Raw genomic sequence first — 17,089 nt, 5'->3', positions numbered from 1 at the left:
GAGCCACCGGGTACCCGGTGCGCCGGGTGCCGAACGTGCCGTGATCCGCCGGCGATCACTGTGCCTGCGGCCGGCGGCCGGCCCCGGAAACCGCAGGTCACGGCATGCCGCCAGCCGACCGGCGGTGTCGTCGTCTTCGCTCCGTGGGGCACACTCACCCCATGGAGACAGCCGCATTCGTGGAGATCGTGGAGCGTGAGGGGCTGCTGCTTGCGGCGGCCGGTGAGGAGGCGGGGGTCGATGCCAAGGTGCCGACCTGTCCGGGCTGGCAGGTGCGGGATCTGCTGCGGCACACCGGGATGGTGCACCGGTGGGCGGCCGCTTTCGTCGCCGAGGGACACACCTCGCGCCACCCCGACGCCGGGCTGCCCGACCTGGACGGCGAGGAACTGCTGACCTGGTTCCGGGCGGGACACCGGTACCTGGTCGACACCCTTGCCTCCGCCTCGCCCGACGTTGAGTGCTGGCACTTCCTGCCCGCGCCCTCGCCGCTCGCGTTCTGGGCACGGCGCCAGGCGCACGAGACGACCGTGCACCGCTTCGACGCCGAGTCCGCGCGGGGCGGAACGCCGTCCGCGATCACCGCGGACTTCGCCGTGGACGGCATCGACGAACTGCTGCGGGGCTTCCACGCCCGCCAGAAGAGCAGGGTGCGCACCAACCCGCCCCGGGTGCTGCGGGTGCGGGCGACGGACGCGGAGGACGCGGTGTGGACCGTACGGCTGTCCCAGGAGCCGGCCGTGGCCCGGCGGGACGCCGAGGGGGAGGCCGACGGTGAGGTATCCGGGGCGGCTGCAGAGTTGTACCTGGCCCTGTGGAACCGTCAGTCCTTCCCGGCGGTGAAGGGGGACGCCTCCCTCGCCTCGCTCTGGCGCGAGACGTCGGCCGTCACCTGGAGCTGAGCATCCGGGTCAGGACCGCACGCTGCACGGGCAGCACCTCGCCGTGCAGCGCGCGTCCCTTGTCGGTGAGCGCGACACGCACGCCCCGCCGGTCCTCGGGACACATGGCACGCTCGACCAGCCGGTCCTTCTCCAGCCTGGCGATGAGCCGCGACAGGGCACTCTGGCTGAGATGGACCCGCTCGGCGATCTCCTGCACGCGGTAGGCGCAGGAGTCGCCCGACAGCACGTCCAGCACCTCGAAGTCGCTGGCGCACAGGCCGTGTTGGTGCAGCGCACGGTCGAGTTCGCACTGGGTGCGCGCATGGAGTGCCAGGATGTCCCGCCACTGGTCCACGAGTTCCTGCTCGGGCTTCTTCGCCGCCATCCGCGCACCGTAGCAGAGAAACAACTTTATTGCATGAACATTAAATGCACTTGCATTCGATGCATGCGCATGTAGTGTCTGCGGCATGACCTCTCCGCTCACCACGCCCGCGGCCCCGCTCTCGGCGGTCCGCTGGACTCCCCGGCTCTGGGGCACCCTGCTGGTGCTCTGCGCCGCGATGTTCCTGGACGCACTGGACGTGTCGATGGTCGGCGTCGCCCTGCCGTCGATCGGCTCCGCCCTCGCCCTGTCCACCTCGACGCTGCAATGGATCGTCAGCGGTTACATCCTGGGCTACGGCGGTCTGCTCCTGCTCGGCGGACGCACCGCCGACCTGCTCGGCCGGCGCCAGGTCTTCCTGGTCGCCCTCGGCGTCTTCGCGGTGGCCTCACTGCTCGGCGGCCTCGTCGACTCGGGTCCGCTGCTGATCGCAAGCCGCTTCATCAAGGGCCTGAGCGCGGCCTTCACCGCACCGGCGGGCCTGTCGATCATCACCACGACCTTCGCCGAGGGCCCGCTGCGCAACCGCGCCCTGTCCATCTACACCACCTGCGCCGCAACCGGCTTCTCCATGGGCCTGGTCCTCTCCGGCCTGCTCACCGAGGCCAGTTGGCGCCTGACCATGCTGCTGCCCGCGCCCATCGCCCTGATCGCCCTGCTGGCAGGCCTGAAACTGCTGCCGCGCAGCGAACGGGAGAAGGACCACAACGGTTACGACATCCCCGGCGCCGTGCTCGGCACCGCCTCGATGCTGCTGCTCGTCTTCACCGTCGTCCAGGCACCCGAGGTCGGCTGGGCATCGGCGCGCACGCTGCTGTCCTTCCTGGCCGTCGCCGTCCTGCTCACCGTGTTCGTCCGGGTGGAGCGGCGTTCGCCCGGTCCGCTGATCCGGCTCGGCGTGCTGCGCTCCGGCAACCAACTCCGCGCCCAATTCGGCGCGGTGGCCTTCTTCGGGTCCTACGTCGGCTTCCAGTTCCTGACCACGCTGTACATGCAGTCGCTGCTGGGCTGGTCGGCGTTGCACACCGCGCTCGCCTTCCTTCCCGCCGGCGCACTGGTCGCCCTCTCCTCGACGAGGGTCGGCTCGGTCGTCGACCGGTTCGGCACCCAGCTGCTGATAGCGGTGGGCTTCGCACTGATGGTCGTCGGGTACGCCCTGTTCCTGCGCGTCAGCCTCGACCCGGCGTACGCCGCCGTCGTCCTGCCCTCGATGCTGCTGATCGGCGCGGCCTGCGCGCTGGTGTTCCCCTCGCTCAACATCCAGGCCACCAACGGCGTCGAGGACCACGAGCAGGGCATGGTCTCCGGACTGCTCAACACCTCGGTCCAGGTGGGCGGCGCGATCTTCCTTGCCGTGGTCACGGCCGTGGTGACCGCCGGAGCACCCGAACACCCCACTCCGCAGGCCGTGCTGGACAGCTACCGGCCCGGGTTCATGGTCGTCACGGGGGTCGCGGTGGCCGGCCTGCTGATCACCCTCACGGGCCTGCGCCGCCGTCGTACGCGGCAGTCGGTGGTGGTCGCCAAGTCCACCTCCCTGGAGGCGGATCGCGTGCCGGTGCGGGACTAGCCGGACGCCTCCGTCCGTGCGCCCGGCGGGAGTTGGTTGCCCCGCCGGGTGCACGACTGTGACACTGGGCGAATGGACGGCTATGGGGGACGGCGCAACAAGGCCGAGCAGGACGCCCTGACCGTGGAGGTCGGCTACGCGCTGGTCAGCGCGGTGTTCGCGGCGGCGGTGGTCTTCGGTGCCGTCGCCGGACCTGCGCTGCTCTTCGCCCTGCCGAGTCCGCTGCCCCGGGTGCTGCTGCGCGTGGGCCTGACGCTCGCGGGCATCGTCTTCGTCGTCCGGGTCGTCAGTGTCCTGGTGCGTTTCCGGCGTGCGGCTCAGCCCAGCCAGCCCGGCCGGACCAGTCCCGACTCGTAGGCCAGCACGACCAGTTGGGCCCGGTCCCGGGCACCGAGCTTGACCATTGTGCGGCTCACGTGGGTCTTGGCGGTGAGGGGGCTGACGACCAGGCGGCGGGCGATCTCCTCGTTGGACAGGCCCAGACCGACCAGCGCCATCACCTCCCGTTCCCGCTCGGTGAGTTCGGCGAGGGCGCCCTCGGTGGCCGGTTCCTTGGAACGGGCCGCGAACTCCGCGATGAGACGGCGGGTGACGCCGGGCGAGAGCAGCGCGTCGCCGCCGACCACCGCCCGCACGGCGCGCAGGAGTTCGTCCGGTTCGGTGTCCTTGACCAGGAAGCCGGAGGCGCCCGCGCGGATCGCCTCGAAGACGTACTCGTCGAGTTCGAAGGTGGTGAGCATGACCACCTTCACCTCGCTCAGCGCCGGGTCCCCCGTGATCCGGCGGGTCGCGGCCAGCCCGTCGAGCACCGGCATGCGGATGTCCATCAGGACGACGTCGGGGCGCAGTTCACGGACCTGGCGCAGCGCCTCCTCCCCGTCCGCGGCCTCACCGGCCACCTCGATGTCGGACTGCGCGTCCAGCAGCGCCTTGAAGCCCGCCCGCACCAGTGACTGGTCGTCGGCGAGCAGTACGCGGATCACCGGTCGTCCTCCTTGGACCTGACGTTCAGCGGCAGTACGGCGAGCACCCGGAACCCCCCGTCCGGACGCGGGCCCGCCTCGATCGTGCCACCGAGGGCGGCGGCCCGCTCCCGCATCCCGGCCAGCCCGTTGCCGCTGCCGCCCGCGTCCGCGCCGGTGGCGGGCCCGTCGTCGTCGATACGCAACCGCAGCGCCCGGCCGTCGTGCTCGAGGAGCACGCGCGCGTGGCGCGAACCGGAGTGCCGTACGACATTGGTGAGCGCCTCCTGGACGATGCGGAACGCGGCGAGGTCCGTGCCGGGCGCGAGCCGCGGTGGCCGGCCCTCGACGTCCACCGCCAGTCCCGCGCTCGCCGCCTGCCGCACCAGTTCGGGAAGCCGCTCCAGGCCGGGGGCGGGCGCGCGCGGGGCGTCTCCCGGTGTGCGCAGGGTGTCGAGGACCTGACGGACCTCGCCAAGGGCCTCCTTGCTGGCGGCCTTGATGGTGGTGAGCGCGGTGCGGGCCTGCTCGGGGTCGGTGTCGAGCAGGGCGAGGCCGACGCCGGCCTGGACGTTGATGACGGAGATGCTGTGCGCGAGGACGTCGTGCAGTTCCCGCGCGATCCGCAGCCGCTCCTCGTCGGCCCGCCGCCGGGCCGCCTGCGCCCGTTCGGCGCGCTCGCGGGCCCACTGCTCGCGCCGGGTGCGGGCGAGTTCCGCCACCGCCAGGATCGCGACGACCCAGGCGGCGATCACCGCCTCCTGCGCCCAGGAGGCCGCCGAGTCGCCGGACGGCGGCAGCCACCGGTACAGCCAGTGGGCCACCAGCATGTGCCCGGCCCACAGCATGCCGAGCGCCGCCCACGCCGCCTTCCGGTGCCCGGCGACGACGGCACTGAAGCACGCCACGACGACGGCGAGGAAGACCGGCCCGTACGGGTAACCGGCGCCGAGGTACACCATCGCGGCCGCCGCCGTACCGAAGACGACCGGCACCGGGTACCGCTGCCGCCCGAGCAGCAGCCCCGACCCGACCAGGAGCAGCATCCCGGCGAAGGCGTCCAGCGGGGCACGGGTGCCGTGCTGCTGGTGGCCCGCGAAGTGGGAACCGGCGAGCACGATCGCGGTGACCACCACGGTGGACCGCCAGGGCCACCGGTACCCCCGTCGCTCCTCGCTTTCGGGGCGCCCGGGCCACGGCGGCCCGTGCCGTAGCCACTGCGGCGGCCCGCCCCCGCGTGCTCGCTGCTCGTCCATGTCCGCCACGCTAGACGCCGGGCGGCGCGCACAGCGTCCGCCGGGCGAGGTGATCACCCGTACTCCGTGGGAAGTACGTCTGACTCCCCGGGAAGTCCGTCCGACCTCCCGGGATGTACCTCCGACGGCACCTCGCCCCGCCTGCCGGGCGCTCCCGCTCAGGGAGCCTCGTCGGGCCTGAGCCCCACTCCCCTGGCCAGTTGGCGCGCCGCGTGCCGGAAGAACCTCTCACGGTCCTCGATGACGCGGTTGAACTGTCCGAACAGTTCGAAGCCGATCAGCCCGAACAACTGGGCCCAGGCCGCGACCAGGGCCGCCGAAACCTCCGGCGGGAGGTCAGGGGCGATATCGGCGGCGAGGCGCTCGGCCTCGGGGCGCAGGTCGGCGGGGAGCGGGGGGAAGGTGACGCCCGGGCCCTTGATGGCGTCGCGGAGGATGCCGATCAGCACGAGACCGACGCGGGCGGCCGAGGGGACGGTGGTCTCGGGGGCGGTGTAGCCGGGGACGGGGGAGCCGTAGATCAGGGCGTACTCGTGGGGGTGGGCGAGGGCCCAGGCACGGACGGCCTCACAGACGGCGACCCAGCGCCGGGTGGGGGTGGCGTCGGCGGTGGCGTCCCGCGCCGCCTCGGCCGCGGCGCCCACGGAGTCGTAGGCGTCGATGATGAGTGCCGTCAGGAGGTCGTCGCGGCTGGGGAAGTAGCGGTACAGCGCGGAGGAGACCATGCCGAGTTCGCGGGCCACGGCGCGCAGCGAGAGCTTCACGGCACCCTCGGCTGCCAGATGTCTGCGCGCCTCGTCCTTGATGGCGGCGGTGACTTCGATCCTGGCTCGGGCGCGGGCGCTGTGTGCGGTACTCATGGGGAGCAGTGTCCCATGAAAAGAGAGCACTGCACACAGTAGTGAGCGGTGCACCGGAAGGAGAGCGTCGCACCTGATCGAGATCACCGAACACGCAGGAGATCAGCGCACTCGCATGAGATCAGTGCACACGTGCGAGATCATCGCACAAAAAAGAGAGCACCGCTCTTGCCTTGGATCCCCGACCTGGTGCAGACTCTTCATCAAGCGAGAGCAGTGCTCACAAAAGCGAGCGACGCTCTTCAAACGATGGGGGTTCCCAATGTCCACGCACGTCCAGAAGCCCGGCTGGTTCACCGTCAACGTCTTCAACCGCGCCGTCGCCTGGATGACCCGCCGCGGCATCAGCGTCTGGGGCTCCCGGGTCCTCGCCGTCCGCGGCCGCAAGAGCGGCGAGTGGCGGACCACCCCCGTGAACCTGCTGACGGTCGACGGACAGCAGTACCTGCTCGCCCCGCGCGGCCACGTCCAGTGGACGCACAACATGCGCGCGGCCGGCGGCGGCGAACTGCGCCTCGGCAAGCACGTGGACGTGTTCACCGCCACCGAGGTCGCCGACGACGACAAGGTCCCGCTGCTGCGGGCCTACCTCAAGCGCTGGAAGGCCGAGGTCGGCGTCTTCTTCAACGGCGTCGGCCCCGACTCCCCGGAGGCCGACCTGCGCCGCATCGCCCCCGACCACCCGGTCTTCCGGATCACCGTCAGGAACTGACCTCGCCGGCCGGGACGGCCCCGGGGGCCCCGGTGGCCTGGCCGTCGCCGTCGACCTGTCGGCGGTCCAGTGCGGTCAGCGCGCGCTGGGCGAACGGGTGGGTGCGCACGAGTTCGCCCAGGGACGTCGCCCCCTGGGTGATCTCCCTGAACGCGTTCCACGCGGGCCGGAAGCCGGTGAGCGCCGCGTGGAACAGACCGGGCCGGCGCTCGAAGAGCATCAGCATCCGCTTGCCGACGCTCATCTCGACGCCGAGCCCCGCCTTGATCGCGAACGCATAGTTCAGGGCCTGGCGCCGGGCGTCCACCGCGTCGTGCGCCTCGGAGATCCGCACGGCCCACTCCCCCGCGAGCCGCCCCGAGCGCAACGCGAAGGAGATGCCCTCGCGGGTCCACGGCTCCAGCAGCCCCGCCGCGTCCCCGCACACCAGCACCCGCCCGCGTGAGAGCGGCGAGTCGTCGGCCCGGCAACGGGTCAGGTGGCCCGAGGAGACGCTCGGTTCGAACCCGGCGAGACCGAGCCGGCCGACGAAGTCCTCCAAGTACCGCTTGGTGGCCGCGCCTTCGCCCCGTGCCGAGATCACGCCCACGGTCAGCGTGTCCCCCTTCGGGAACACCCACCCGTAACTCCCGGGAATCGGCCCCCAGTCGATCAGCACCCGCCCCCGCCAGTCGTCGGCGACCGTCTCCGGAACCGGGATCTCCGCCTCCAGACCGAGGTCCACCTGGTCGAGCTTGACCCCGACGTGCGCCCCTATCCGGCTGGCACTGCCGTCCGCGCCGACGACGGCCCGCGCGAGCAGCGTCTCACCGCCCTGCAGGACCACCGCGACGGTTCGCCGGTCCGGCACCGCCGAGCCGTGCTGCTCGACCCGCTGCACGGTGACGCCCGTGCGCAGCTCGGCGCCCGCCTTCTGCGCGTGCTCGACCAACTGCTGGTCGAACTCGGGCCGGTTGATCAGCCCGAACAGCATCTGCCGGGAGCGGCGGGTACGGGTGAAGCGGCCGTTGTTGGAGAACGTGACCGCGTGCACCCGGTCCCGGAAGGGGAGTTCGAAGCCGGGCGGCAGCGCGTCGCGCGAGGGGCCGATGATGCCGCCGCCGCAGGTCTTGTAGCGCGGCAGCTCGGCCTTCTCCAGCAGCAGGACGCTGCGCCCCGCGACCGCCGCCGCGTAGGCGGCCGAGGCCCCCGCGGGTCCCGCGCCCACCACGACGACGTCCCACACCCGTTGCACGTCGTCCGCCGAAGAGTTCTCGCCGCTCACGATGGTCCGCTGCTCCGATCAAGGCTAGGCCGCACCTGTCCCCCGCATCCTACGGCGGACGTCGCCGCAGGCCGCTGTGGGAGGATCCCGATATCCACCTGTACAACGTCGCACCCACGAGGAGCGTGCCCATGTCGTCGAATCCGGTCGCCGAGACCGTCGCCTCGCTCATGCCGAGGGCGAGGGCCGAGCTCGCCGAGCTGGTGGCCTTCAGGTCGGTGGCGGACTTCGACCAGTTCCCCAGGAGCGAGAGCGAGGCCGCCGCGAACTGGGTCGCCGACGCCCTCACCGCCGAGGGCTTCCAGGACGTGGCCGTGCTCGACACCCCCGACGGCACGCAGTCGGTGTACGGCTATCTGCCCGGCCCGGCGGGCGCGAAGACCGTCCTGCTCTACGCTCACTACGACGTCCAGCCCCCGCTGGACGAGGCCGCCTGGACCAGCCCGCCCTTCGAGCTGACCGAGCGCGACGGCCGCTGGTACGGGCGTGGGGCCGCCGACTGCAAGGGTGGCCTGATCATGCACCTGCTCGCACTGCGGGCCCTCAAGGCGAACGGCGGCGTCCCGGTGCACGTCAAGGTGATCGCCGAGGGTTCGGAGGAGATGGGCACCGGAGGCCTCGAGCGGTACGCCGAGCAGCACCCGGACCTCCTCGCCGCCGACACCGTCGTCATCGGCGACACGGGCAACTTCCGCGTCGGACTGCCGACCGTCACCTCCACGCTGCGCGGCATGACCCTGGTCCGCGTGCAGATCGACACCCTCGAGGGCAACCTGCACTCCGGCCAGTTCGGCGGCGCGGCCCCCGACGCGCTCGCCGCGCTGATCCGCGTCCTCGACTCGCTGCGCGCCGAGGACGGCTCGACGACCGTCGACGGACTGACCGCCCGGAACCGGTGGGAGGGCCTGCAGTACGACGAGGAGCAGTTCCGCCAGGACGCCAAGGTGCTGGACGGTGTCGAGCTGATCGGCTCGGACTCGGTCGCCGACCGCATCTGGGCCCGCCCGGCGGTCACCGTCCTGGGCATCGACTGCCCGCCCGTGGTCGGAGCCACCCCGTCGGTGCAGGCCGGCGCCCGCGCACTGGTCAGCCTCCGCGTCCCGCCGGGGGTGGACGCGGCCGAGGCGACGAAGCTGCTGCAGGCCCACATCGAGGCCCACACCCCGTGGGGCGCCCGGGTGGGCGTCGAGCAGGTCGGCCAGGGCCAGCCCTTCAGCGCCGACACGACCAGCCCGGCGTACGCGGCGATGGCGGAGGCCATGTCCGTCGCCTACCCCGGCCAGGAGATGCAGTACGCGGGCCAGGGCGGCTCCATCCCGCTGTGCAACACCCTCGCCTCCCTCTACCCGGACGCGGAGATCCTGCTGATCGGCCTGAGCGAGCCCGAGGCCCAGATCCACGCGGTGAACGAGAGCGTGTCCCCCGACGAACTGGAGCGCCTGTCGGTGGCGGAGGCCCTTTTCCTGCGCAACTACGCGGCGAGCTGAACGACTCCGCGTCCTGCCCGGTCGGCCTCGTACGGGATCACGGCGTGGGAACACCGGCCTCCAGATACATCGCCGCTCCCCGTTCCCGCGCGCGCAGCGCCCAGCGCAGCCGTTCGTAGCGGACCGGCGGGAGGAGGTCGGCGGCCTCGTCCTCGCTGACGAACCGGCAGGCGCGCAGCTCGGGCCCGGGCAGGAGCAGGCGGGCCGCCTCAGCGGAGTCGAGGCGGCCGCCGTCGAAGAGGAAGCGCAGCCCGCCGTATCCGGGTGGCGCGGGCGCCTCCCAGTCGACGGCCAGGAGGCGCGGTACGTCGACGAGGTGGATGCCGGTCTCCTCGGCGACCTCGCGCATCCCGGCGCGGGCGGGCGCCTCGCCGGGTTCGACGACGCCGCCGGGGAACTCCCAGCCGGGCTTGTAGGTGGGGTCGACGAGGAGGAAACGGTCCTGCTCGTCGAAGAGGAGCACGCCGGCCGCGAGGGTCTCGGTGGTGGGTTCGGGGGTCTGTACTATGTCACATACCACAGCCTCCCCCGTGCTCACCGCTCCCGCGATCCGCACCGCCGTCTCGTACGGCGTCAGCGCGCTGCTGTCGACGGGATAGGCGTCCGCACTGAGCCACGAGTCCAGCGCGTGCCGGTACGGCTCGATGTGGTCGTACGACCACTGCCGTACGCGCATCTCACCGTCCGGCAGGTCCGGCGGTATCTCCCGGCCCGCTATTCGCTCACGCAGGATCGTTTCCGCCGGGGCGAGGAGGACGTGTCGGACGCTGATGCGGCGGGCGGCGAGGCCGCCGAAGATCTCGTCGCGGTACTCCTGGCGCAGCAGGGTCATGGGCACCACGAGGGTCCCGCCGAGCTCGGCGAGCATGGCCGCCGCCGTGTCGATCACCAGACGCCGCCAGATCGGCAGGTCCTGGTAGTCACCGACCTCGGCGAGGTGCTTGGCCGGCAGCAGGTGTGTCAGTCCCCCGCCGATGACCTCGGGGTCGAAGAGCGTGCTGTTCGGGATCAGTTCGATCAGTTCCCGTGCGGTGGTCGTCTTCCCCGCACCGAACGCGCCGTTGATCCAGACGATCACGGACTCCCCCTCTTGTGTTGGCCCCCTGAGGCTTGCCCGCTCCACCCTGCCACGGAAACCAGCCCCAGTTGAGGGCGCGCATACGACGGCGTCGGTACCCCTGTCCCACGGGGCACCGACGCCGTGACTGCGGGCCGGTCAGCTGTTCTGCCCGAGCGCCTTGTGGGCGTCGTCGGCGAAGCTGTCGTCGCTGATCGTGTGGCTGACGGTGCCCAGGGTGTTCTCGACGTTCAGGTCGCCGAGCACCTGGTGGTCACCCAGTACCTGGTGGTCGGCGCCGTGCGAGGGGCTGATCGCCGCGACGACGAACCCGGTGGCGAGGGAGGCGATGGCCATCATGCTGCGCTTTTTCATGCCCGGCTCAACTGCCGGACCCTGCCCGGAGTCACGCATGGCGGACACGCTCGGCACGTAGGCCCCCTGGGAGCGAACCGCTGACCGGGGCCCACCGCCCCTTCCCGCGAAACCCACCCGACGCGCTCGCCACGCGACCTCACCGAAGGTCCGCGAACCCCGACCGCGACCCACCGCCCCTGCCCGCAGGGCCCAGGCGCCCGCATGCACGACACGCGACCTCGCCGGAAGGTCCACGGACCGCGGTCCGCAGCGCGCCACCCTGCCCACAGAACCACGCACCCGACACGCTCGGCACCTGACCTCACCGCGAGGCCCCGCGAACCCCTGACCACGGCCCGCGGCCCTGCCCGGCGAACCCACGAGTCCGACTGGGTCGGCGCGTAACCTCGCCGAAAGATGCGCAGGCCGCCACCGCTGCCCACAGAACCCCGCACCCGACACGCTCGGCACCTGACCTCACCGCGAGGTCCGCGAACCCCTGACCACGGCCCGCGGCCCTGCTCGGGGAACCCACAAACCCGGCAAGCAGGGCACCTGACCTCACCGGGGGGGGATCACGGCCCGCCGCCCCTGCCTGCCCGGCGGCCCACCCGCACGTTCCTGCCGCCCGGGCCCCGAGGCGAGGGCCGGGGGCGTCACACCGCCGCCGTGTCCGCCCGTTTGGCGAGCGCGGCGGCGGCCGCTCCGACCAGTCCGGCGTCCGTGCCCATCTGGGCCGGGGTGATCTCCAGGCGCTGCACGAAGGAGAGGGTCGCGTAGTCGCCCAAGGCTTTGCGCAGCGGCGTGAACAGCACGTCGCCCGCCTTGCCCACGCCCCCGCCGATCACCGCGATGTCGATCTCGACGAGGGTGGCCGTCGCCGCGATCCCGGCGGCCAGCGCCTGTGCGGCCCGCTCGAAGGAGGCCACGGCGACCGGATCGCCGGCGCGCGCGGCGGCGGCCACCGCTGCGGCCGAGGTGTCGCCGTCGGGACCGGGACGCCAGCCGTTGTCCAGCGCGCGGCGGGCGATGTTGGGCCCGCTGGCGATGCGCTCCACGCAGCCGCGCGAGCCACACGGGCACGAGTCTCCGTCGAGGTCGACGCTGATGTGGCCGATGTGACCGGCGTTGCCGGTGGGTCCGGGGTGCAACTGGCCGTTGAGGACCAGCCCACCGCCCACCCCCGTCGAGACCACCATGCACAGCGCGTTGTCGTGGCCGCGGGCGGCGCCCTGCCAGTGCTCGGCCGCCGTGATGGCCACGCCGTCACCGATCAGCTCCACGGGGAGACCGCCGGCCGCGTCCCGCACCCGCTGGACGAGGGGGTAGTCGCGCCAGCCCGGCACGTTCACCGGACTCACCGTGCCCGCCGAGGCGTCCACGGGCCCGGCGCTGCCGATACCGAGAGCCGTGGCGCGCCCCCACAGGGGCGAGACGGTGAGTTCGCCGAGGACCTCCTCCACGGCACCCATCACGGTGTCGCCGTCCTCCTGCGCGGGCGTCGCGCGCTGCGCGCGCACCACGATCTGGCCGTGGCCGTTCACCAGCGCCCCGGCGATCTTGGTGCCGCCGATGTCCAGCGCGGCCACGAGGTCGGTGTGCATCTGTGTCGGATCTCCCCGAAAACCATCGGTTCCCCGTCGGCCGGGAGGGAGGAGTTCCCCTTCGACGACGGAGAAAGCGGGCCGGTCTCGCGGTGGGGGCGCAGGCCGGAGATTGTGGTGGAAAGTCTCTCGCGCATATGACAACGTTGTCCAGGCTCTATGCTCGACGCCACATCCTCATACAAACTCATGGTCCGACGCACCCCCGTGAACGAGACCCGTGGACGAGACAGGACAGGACGCCGCATCGTGCCCGAGACCGCCCGACGCACAGACCGCCTCTCCGGGAGCCGTTACGGCAACCGTCCGACGATGAAGGATGTGGCCGCGCGTGCCGGTGTCGGGCTGAAGACCGTCTCGCGGGTGGTCAACGGCGAGCCGGGCGTCACCCCGGAGACGGAGCGCCGCGTCCAGGAGGCCATCGACGCGCTGGGCTTCCGCCGCAACGACAGCGCGCGCGTGCTGCGCAAGGGCCGCACCGCCAGCATCGGACTCGTGCTGGAGGATCTCGCCGACCCGTTCTACGGTCCGCTCAGCCGCGCGGTCGAGGAGGTGGCTCGCGCGCACGGCGCCCTTCTGATCAACGGCTCGAGCGCGGAGGACCCGGACCGCGAGCAGGAGTTGGCGCTGGCGCTGTGCGCCCGGCGGGTGGACGGGCTGGTGGTGATCCCGGCCGGGGACGACCACCGTTATCTGGAGCCGGAGATCAAGGCGGGCGTCGCCACGGTGTTCGTGGACCGTCCGGCCGGGAAGATCGACGCCGACGTGGTCCTGTCGGACAACTTCGGGGGCGCCCGGGACGGGGTCGCGCATCTGATCGCCCATGGCCACCGCCGCATCGGGTTCATCGGCGACATGCCCCGCATCCACACGGCCGCCGAGCGCCTGCGCGGCTACCGGGCCGCCATGGAGGACGCGGGCACCGAGGTGGCGGGCTCCTGGATGTCCCTGGGCGTCACGGATCCGCAGCGGGTGCGGCGGGCGGCCGAGGAGATGCTGTCCGGCCCGGAACCGGTGACGGCCATCTTCGCGGGCAACAACCGCGTGACGGTGACGGCGGTCCGGGTCCTCGCCGAGCACGACCGCCCCGTCGCCTTCGTCGGCTTCGACGACTTCGAGCTGGCGGACCTGCTCCAGCCGGGGGTCACCGTCGTGGCACAGGACGCCGCGGCGCTCGGCCGTACCGCCGCCGAGCGGCTCTTCCGCCAACTGGACGGCGACCTGGTCACCCCGGAACGCATCGAGCTGCCGACCCGGCTGATCACCCGCGGCTCGGGCGAGCTGCCGCCGGCGGACTGAGCCGCCCGTGCGGGAACGAACCCTCGAAGAGCTGGGCCTCGCCGCGGCGCCCCGCGACCATCCGCTGCTCTATCCCGGCGTGTGGCCGGCGGAGTCGGGGCTGCTCGACGGCGACCGGCTGCTGCCGCTCGACCGGCTGGTGCACGAGGACCGCGTCCCCGTGCTGGCGGTCGGCTCCAACGCCTCCCCGGGCCAGCTGCGGCACAAGATGGCCGAGTCCGGGATCACCTCTCCCGTTCCGATGGTGAAGGCGTACGTCACCGGGATCGGCGTGGGCGTGTCCGCGCACGTCAGCCGTATGGGATACATCTCCGCCTCACCGTTCGCAGACCCGGACGCGGCACGGGAGCTGTTCGTGACGTGGCTCGACGCCGAGCAGCTCGCCGTGATCGACGCGAGCGAGGGCGCGCCGCTGCCCCATGGCAACTACCGGCGGGCCTGGCTGCCCTCGCCGCAGGTTCGGGTTCGGTTGGCGGACGGCACCCGGCTGCCGGGCGTGTACCTGTACGTCAACCGGCGTGGGGTCCTGCGCAACGGCAGCGAGTCGCCGCGCACGCATCCGGGCCAGCGGAGGTTGCTGACCGAACTCCTCGTCGGGTCCGCCCGGTTGCGGGAGCTGTTCGGTGTCACGCCGGAGGAGTTCTGCGCGCGGGCCCGCGTCGACGCCGGACTGTGCGAGCGGGGCAGCCGGGTGCTCGCGGAGGAGAAGCTGGTCACGGCCTCGGGGCTGGAGCGGTTCCTACGGGGTCGGAGGGTGTTCCCGGAGACCACCTGATCGCTTGCTACTGCGCGGAGACGGTCAGGTCGGCGCGCCGGGGCGCCGCGAAGCCCTCCAGGTCGGCCCTGGTCAGGCCGGTCAGGTGGGCCACCTCGGCGGTGTCGAGGGCGCCGCAGTCCAGGCCGCGCAGCAGATAACCGCTGAGGGCCTTGGCGGTGGCGGGTTCGTCCATGACGTCGCCGCCGGTCCGGTTGGCGTACCGGGCCAGGCGCGCGGCCGCCTGTTCGAAGCCCTCACGGTAGAAGGCGAACACGGCGGCGTACCGGGTGGGGAGGTGCCCGGGATGCATGTCCCAACCCTGGTAGTAGGCGCGGGCGAGGGCGCGCCGGGTCAGGCCGTAGTGCAGCCGCCAGGCGTCGTGGACCTTGGCCGTCGGGCCGACGGGCAGCACGTTCGTCGAGCCGTCCGACACCCGCACGCCGGTGCCGGCCGCCGCGACCTGCATGACGGCCTTCGCGTGGTCGGCGGCCGGGTGGTCGCTCGCCTGGTGGGCGGCGGAGACGCCGAGGCAGGCGCTGTAGTCGAAGGTCCCGTAGTGCAGTCCGGTGGCGCGGCCCTCGGCGGCCTGGATCATCCGGGCGACGGTGGCCGTGCCGTCGGTGGCGAGGATGGACTGGCTGGTCTCGATCTGGATCTCGAAACCGATCCGCCCGGCATCCAGGCCATGGGCCTTCTCGAAGGCCTCAAGGAGCCGCACGAACGCGCCGACCTGCTGGGCGTACGTGACCTTCGGCAACGTCAGCACCAGTCCCTCGGGCAGCCCGCCGGCCTGCATCAGACCGGTGAGAAAGACGTCGAGGGTGCGGATGCCCCGGTCGCGCACCGGAGCCTCCATGCACTTCACGCGGATGCCCATGTACGGGGCGGCGGTTCCCTTGTCGTACGCCTCGGCGATCAGGCGGGCCGCGCGGGCCGCCGTCTCGTCCTCCTCCGCGTCCGGGCGCAGACCGTAGCCGTCCTCGAAGTCCACCCGGAGGTCTTCGATCGGCTCACGCTCCAGTTTGGCGCGCACGCGCGCGTGGACGGGCCCGGCGAGCTCGTCGGACAGGCCGAGGACGGCGGCGAAGGAGGCGGCGTCGGGGGCGTGTTCGTCGAGGGCGGCCAGCGCCCGGTCACCCCAGGAGCGGACGGTGTCGGCGGCGAAGACGTCCCCGGGGACGTACACGGTGTGGACGGGCTGGCGGGTGCCGGGGTCACCGGGGTAGCGGCGCTCCAACTCGGCGTCGACCGGCGCGAGGGAGGCGCTGATCTCCTCGCTGACGGCGCCCGCGAGGCTCCTCGCCACCTTCTCCTGCTGGCCCTGACCCATCCCTCACCCTCCTGTTTTCCGCTGTACGGAATCAACAATCCGTAGAACGAAGGTATCGGCGCACCTGGGGATGGTCAACACCATGTCCACGAGCCGGCCGTTCCGCCACCTCGGCATGTTCACGGCCCACTCATCGGCGGGTATCACACTGCTCGACGCCCGACTCGCCTGACGCGCGACTCGTCCGGCCCGTGCGACCGAAGGAGCCCCCGTGCCGATGCAGCTCCGAGTCACCCGCCGTCTGGGCCTGAAGGCCTTGCTGGCCGCGGCGGTCACCCTCCCCCTCTCCAGCGCCGCGGCGGTCTCCGCCCCGCCCGCTCTGGCCGGGGCGCCCGAGGTCCGCCGCGCCACAGTCGCCGGGCACCGCTCCCCTGAACTGCGGGTGATGACGTTCAACTTGCGGTATGCCAGCACCGAGGAACCCAACAGCTGGTCCGACCGCCGCCCCGCCATGAGCCGGCTGTTGCGCGGGGCCGTGCCCGATCTCTTCGGCACACAGGAAGGGCTCTACGAGCAGTTGCGCGACATCCAGGCCGATCTCGCGCCCCACTACGCGTGGATCGGCACCGGCCGTGAGCAGATCAGCGGCGACGAGTCCACGGCCGTCTTCTACGACATCCGCCGCCTCTCCCCCGTCGAGCACGGCACGTTCGCCCTCTCGGACACTCCCGACGTGCTCGGTTCGGAGACCTGGGGCGGGGACACGCCGCGCACGGCGACCTGGGTACGGTTCCGCGATCTCAGCGACCTCGACCGCGAGTTCCTCGTCCTCAACACCCACCTGGACAACGCGAGTCAGTACGCCCGCGAGCGCGCCGCCTCCCTCATCGCCCAGCGGATCGGCCGGCTCCGCCGTGCGCTGCCGGTCGTGGTGACGGGCGACTTCAACGCCTACGCCCATGCCAACCGCGCCTACGACACCATGCTCGGCACCGGTCTCGTCGACGCCTGGGACGCGGCGGGCCGGCGTGGGCCGCTCTACGGGACCTTCCATTCCAGATACCGGCCGCCGCAACCGAACGGCAAGCGCATCGACTGGATCTTCGTCTCGCCCGGGGTCGAGGTGGAGCGGGCGTCGATCGACACCTCCGCGCTGAACGGTCAGTACCCGAGCGACCACTTTCCCGTCCAGGTCTCCCTGCGCCTGGGATGAGCCGAGGCCCCCGACGACCGTCCGTGCGGTCGCGGGGGCCTCGCAGAGCCGCCGAGTGATCAGCCCTTGCGGGTGTTGATCTCCTCGGTGAGCTGGGGGACGACGTCGAAGAGGTCGCCGACCACGCCGTAGTCGACCAGGTCGAAGATCGG

At 72.1% G+C, this 17,089-nt stretch carries 17 protein-coding genes; 8 read left to right on the top strand and 9 right to left on the bottom strand.

From position 1 onward, the window contains the following. Nucleotides 1–161: 161 nt before the first annotated feature. Nucleotides 162–902 carry a maleylpyruvate isomerase family mycothiol-dependent enzyme gene (locus ACIRVK_RS27130; protein ID WP_404251419.1) on the top strand — a complete coding sequence of 247 codons (741 nt, stop codon included), beginning with the start codon at nucleotides 162–164 and terminating at the stop codon, nucleotides 900–902. Here ACIRVK_RS27130 and ACIRVK_RS27125 read toward each other — a convergent pair. Then, nucleotides 889–1,269 (bottom strand): MarR family winged helix-turn-helix transcriptional regulator, encoded by a 381-nt coding sequence (locus tag ACIRVK_RS27125; protein ID WP_404251417.1) that lies wholly within the window; start codon nucleotides 1,267–1,269, stop codon nucleotides 889–891. The two genes, ACIRVK_RS27130 and ACIRVK_RS27125, sit on opposite strands and share 14 nt — an antisense overlap. 85 nt (nucleotides 1,270–1,354) lie before the next feature. Here ACIRVK_RS27125 and ACIRVK_RS27120 point away from each other — a divergent pair, with 85 nt between their 5' ends. Both ACIRVK_RS27120 and ACIRVK_RS27115 read left to right on the top strand, forming a co-directional pair. After that, complete coding sequence (locus tag ACIRVK_RS27120; RefSeq protein WP_404251415.1) at nucleotides 1,355–2,839, top strand: MFS transporter; 1,485 nt, start codon at nucleotides 1,355–1,357, stop codon at nucleotides 2,837–2,839. A gap of 72 nt (nucleotides 2,840–2,911) precedes the next feature. After that, on the top strand, nucleotides 2,912–3,196 hold the full coding sequence (locus tag ACIRVK_RS27115) for a DUF6332 family protein (RefSeq protein ID WP_404251413.1): 285 nt from the start codon (nucleotides 2,912–2,914) through the stop codon (nucleotides 3,194–3,196). Here the strand turns inward: ACIRVK_RS27115 and ACIRVK_RS27110 are convergent. The 3 genes from ACIRVK_RS27110 to ACIRVK_RS27100 all read right to left on the bottom strand — a co-directional run bounded on the left by ACIRVK_RS27110 (nucleotide 3,157) and on the right by ACIRVK_RS27100 (nucleotide 5,917). Then, nucleotides 3,157–3,822, bottom strand: a complete 666-nt coding sequence (locus tag ACIRVK_RS27110; RefSeq protein WP_404251411.1) for a response regulator — start codon at nucleotides 3,820–3,822, stop codon at nucleotides 3,157–3,159. The two genes, ACIRVK_RS27115 and ACIRVK_RS27110, sit on opposite strands and share 40 nt — an antisense overlap. Beyond that, nucleotides 3,819–5,057 carry a sensor histidine kinase gene (locus tag ACIRVK_RS27105; protein ID WP_404251409.1) on the bottom strand — a complete coding sequence of 413 codons (1,239 nt, stop codon included), beginning with the start codon at nucleotides 5,055–5,057 and terminating at the stop codon, nucleotides 3,819–3,821. The genes ACIRVK_RS27110 and ACIRVK_RS27105 overlap by 4 nt, the downstream gene beginning before the upstream one ends. 158 nt (nucleotides 5,058–5,215) lie before the next feature. Continuing rightward, nucleotides 5,216–5,917 carry a TetR/AcrR family transcriptional regulator gene (locus ACIRVK_RS27100; RefSeq protein ID WP_404251407.1) on the bottom strand — a complete coding sequence of 234 codons (702 nt, stop codon included), beginning with the start codon at nucleotides 5,915–5,917 and terminating at the stop codon, nucleotides 5,216–5,218. A gap of 262 nt (nucleotides 5,918–6,179) precedes the next feature. Here ACIRVK_RS27100 and ACIRVK_RS27095 point away from each other — a divergent pair, with 262 nt between their 5' ends. Continuing rightward, on the top strand, nucleotides 6,180–6,629 hold the full coding sequence (locus ACIRVK_RS27095) for a nitroreductase family deazaflavin-dependent oxidoreductase (RefSeq protein WP_404251405.1): 450 nt from the start codon (nucleotides 6,180–6,182) through the stop codon (nucleotides 6,627–6,629). On the opposite strand, the gene ACIRVK_RS27090 is transcribed toward ACIRVK_RS27095, so the two are convergent. Then, entirely contained in the window at nucleotides 6,619–7,893 is a 1,275-nt protein-coding gene (locus tag ACIRVK_RS27090; RefSeq protein WP_404251403.1) for a geranylgeranyl reductase family protein, read from the bottom strand. The two genes, ACIRVK_RS27095 and ACIRVK_RS27090, sit on opposite strands and share 11 nt — an antisense overlap. Nucleotides 7,894–8,024: 131 nt before the next feature. Between ACIRVK_RS27090 and ACIRVK_RS27085 the strand changes: the two genes are divergently transcribed. Then, on the top strand, nucleotides 8,025–9,380 hold the full coding sequence (locus ACIRVK_RS27085) for a dipeptidase (protein ID WP_404251401.1): 1,356 nt from the start codon (nucleotides 8,025–8,027) through the stop codon (nucleotides 9,378–9,380). A gap of 37 nt (nucleotides 9,381–9,417) precedes the next feature. Here ACIRVK_RS27085 and ACIRVK_RS27080 read toward each other — a convergent pair whose 3' ends face one another. The 3 genes from ACIRVK_RS27080 to ACIRVK_RS27070 all read right to left on the bottom strand — a co-directional run bounded on the left by ACIRVK_RS27080 (nucleotide 9,418) and on the right by ACIRVK_RS27070 (nucleotide 12,398). Further along, nucleotides 9,418–10,458 (bottom strand): NUDIX domain-containing protein, encoded by a 1,041-nt coding sequence (locus ACIRVK_RS27080; protein WP_404251399.1) that lies wholly within the window; start codon nucleotides 10,456–10,458, stop codon nucleotides 9,418–9,420. A 138-nt stretch (nucleotides 10,459–10,596) separates the two neighbouring features. Next, nucleotides 10,597–10,812 carry a hypothetical protein gene (locus tag ACIRVK_RS27075; RefSeq protein WP_404251397.1) on the bottom strand — a complete coding sequence of 72 codons (216 nt, stop codon included), beginning with the start codon at nucleotides 10,810–10,812 and terminating at the stop codon, nucleotides 10,597–10,599. A gap of 638 nt (nucleotides 10,813–11,450) precedes the next feature. After that, a complete protein-coding gene (locus tag ACIRVK_RS27070) occupies nucleotides 11,451–12,398 on the bottom strand; it encodes an ROK family protein (protein ID WP_404251396.1) in 948 nt (315 codons plus the stop codon). Between the two features lie 189 nt (nucleotides 12,399–12,587). On the opposite strand from ACIRVK_RS27070, the gene ACIRVK_RS27065 reads away from it, so the two are divergent. Both ACIRVK_RS27065 and ACIRVK_RS27060 read left to right on the top strand, forming a co-directional pair. Then, entirely contained in the window at nucleotides 12,588–13,697 is a 1,110-nt protein-coding gene (locus ACIRVK_RS27065; protein WP_404251394.1) for a LacI family DNA-binding transcriptional regulator, read from the top strand. A gap of 7 nt (nucleotides 13,698–13,704) precedes the next feature. Then, a complete protein-coding gene (locus ACIRVK_RS27060; protein ID WP_404251392.1) occupies nucleotides 13,705–14,472 on the top strand; it encodes a hypothetical protein in 768 nt (255 codons plus the stop codon). 7 nt (nucleotides 14,473–14,479) lie between these two features. On the opposite strand, the gene ACIRVK_RS27055 is transcribed toward ACIRVK_RS27060, so the two are convergent. Further along, complete coding sequence (locus tag ACIRVK_RS27055) at nucleotides 14,480–15,784, bottom strand: DUF6986 family protein (protein WP_404251390.1); 1,305 nt, start codon at nucleotides 15,782–15,784, stop codon at nucleotides 14,480–14,482. A 211-nt stretch (nucleotides 15,785–15,995) separates the two neighbouring features. On the opposite strand from ACIRVK_RS27055, the gene ACIRVK_RS27050 reads away from it, so the two are divergent. Then, nucleotides 15,996–16,937: an endonuclease/exonuclease/phosphatase family protein gene (locus ACIRVK_RS27050; protein ID WP_404251388.1), complete on the top strand. Its 942-nt coding sequence runs from the start codon at nucleotides 15,996–15,998 to the stop codon at nucleotides 16,935–16,937. The last annotated feature ends 152 nt before the right edge of the window (nucleotides 16,938–17,089 follow it).

Source organism: Streptomyces sp. NPDC101152 (genome assembly GCF_044768275.1).
GTDB lineage: Bacteria > Actinomycetota > Actinomycetes > Streptomycetales > Streptomycetaceae > Streptomyces.
This window is presented reverse-complemented; position numbering and strand designations above follow the sequence as displayed.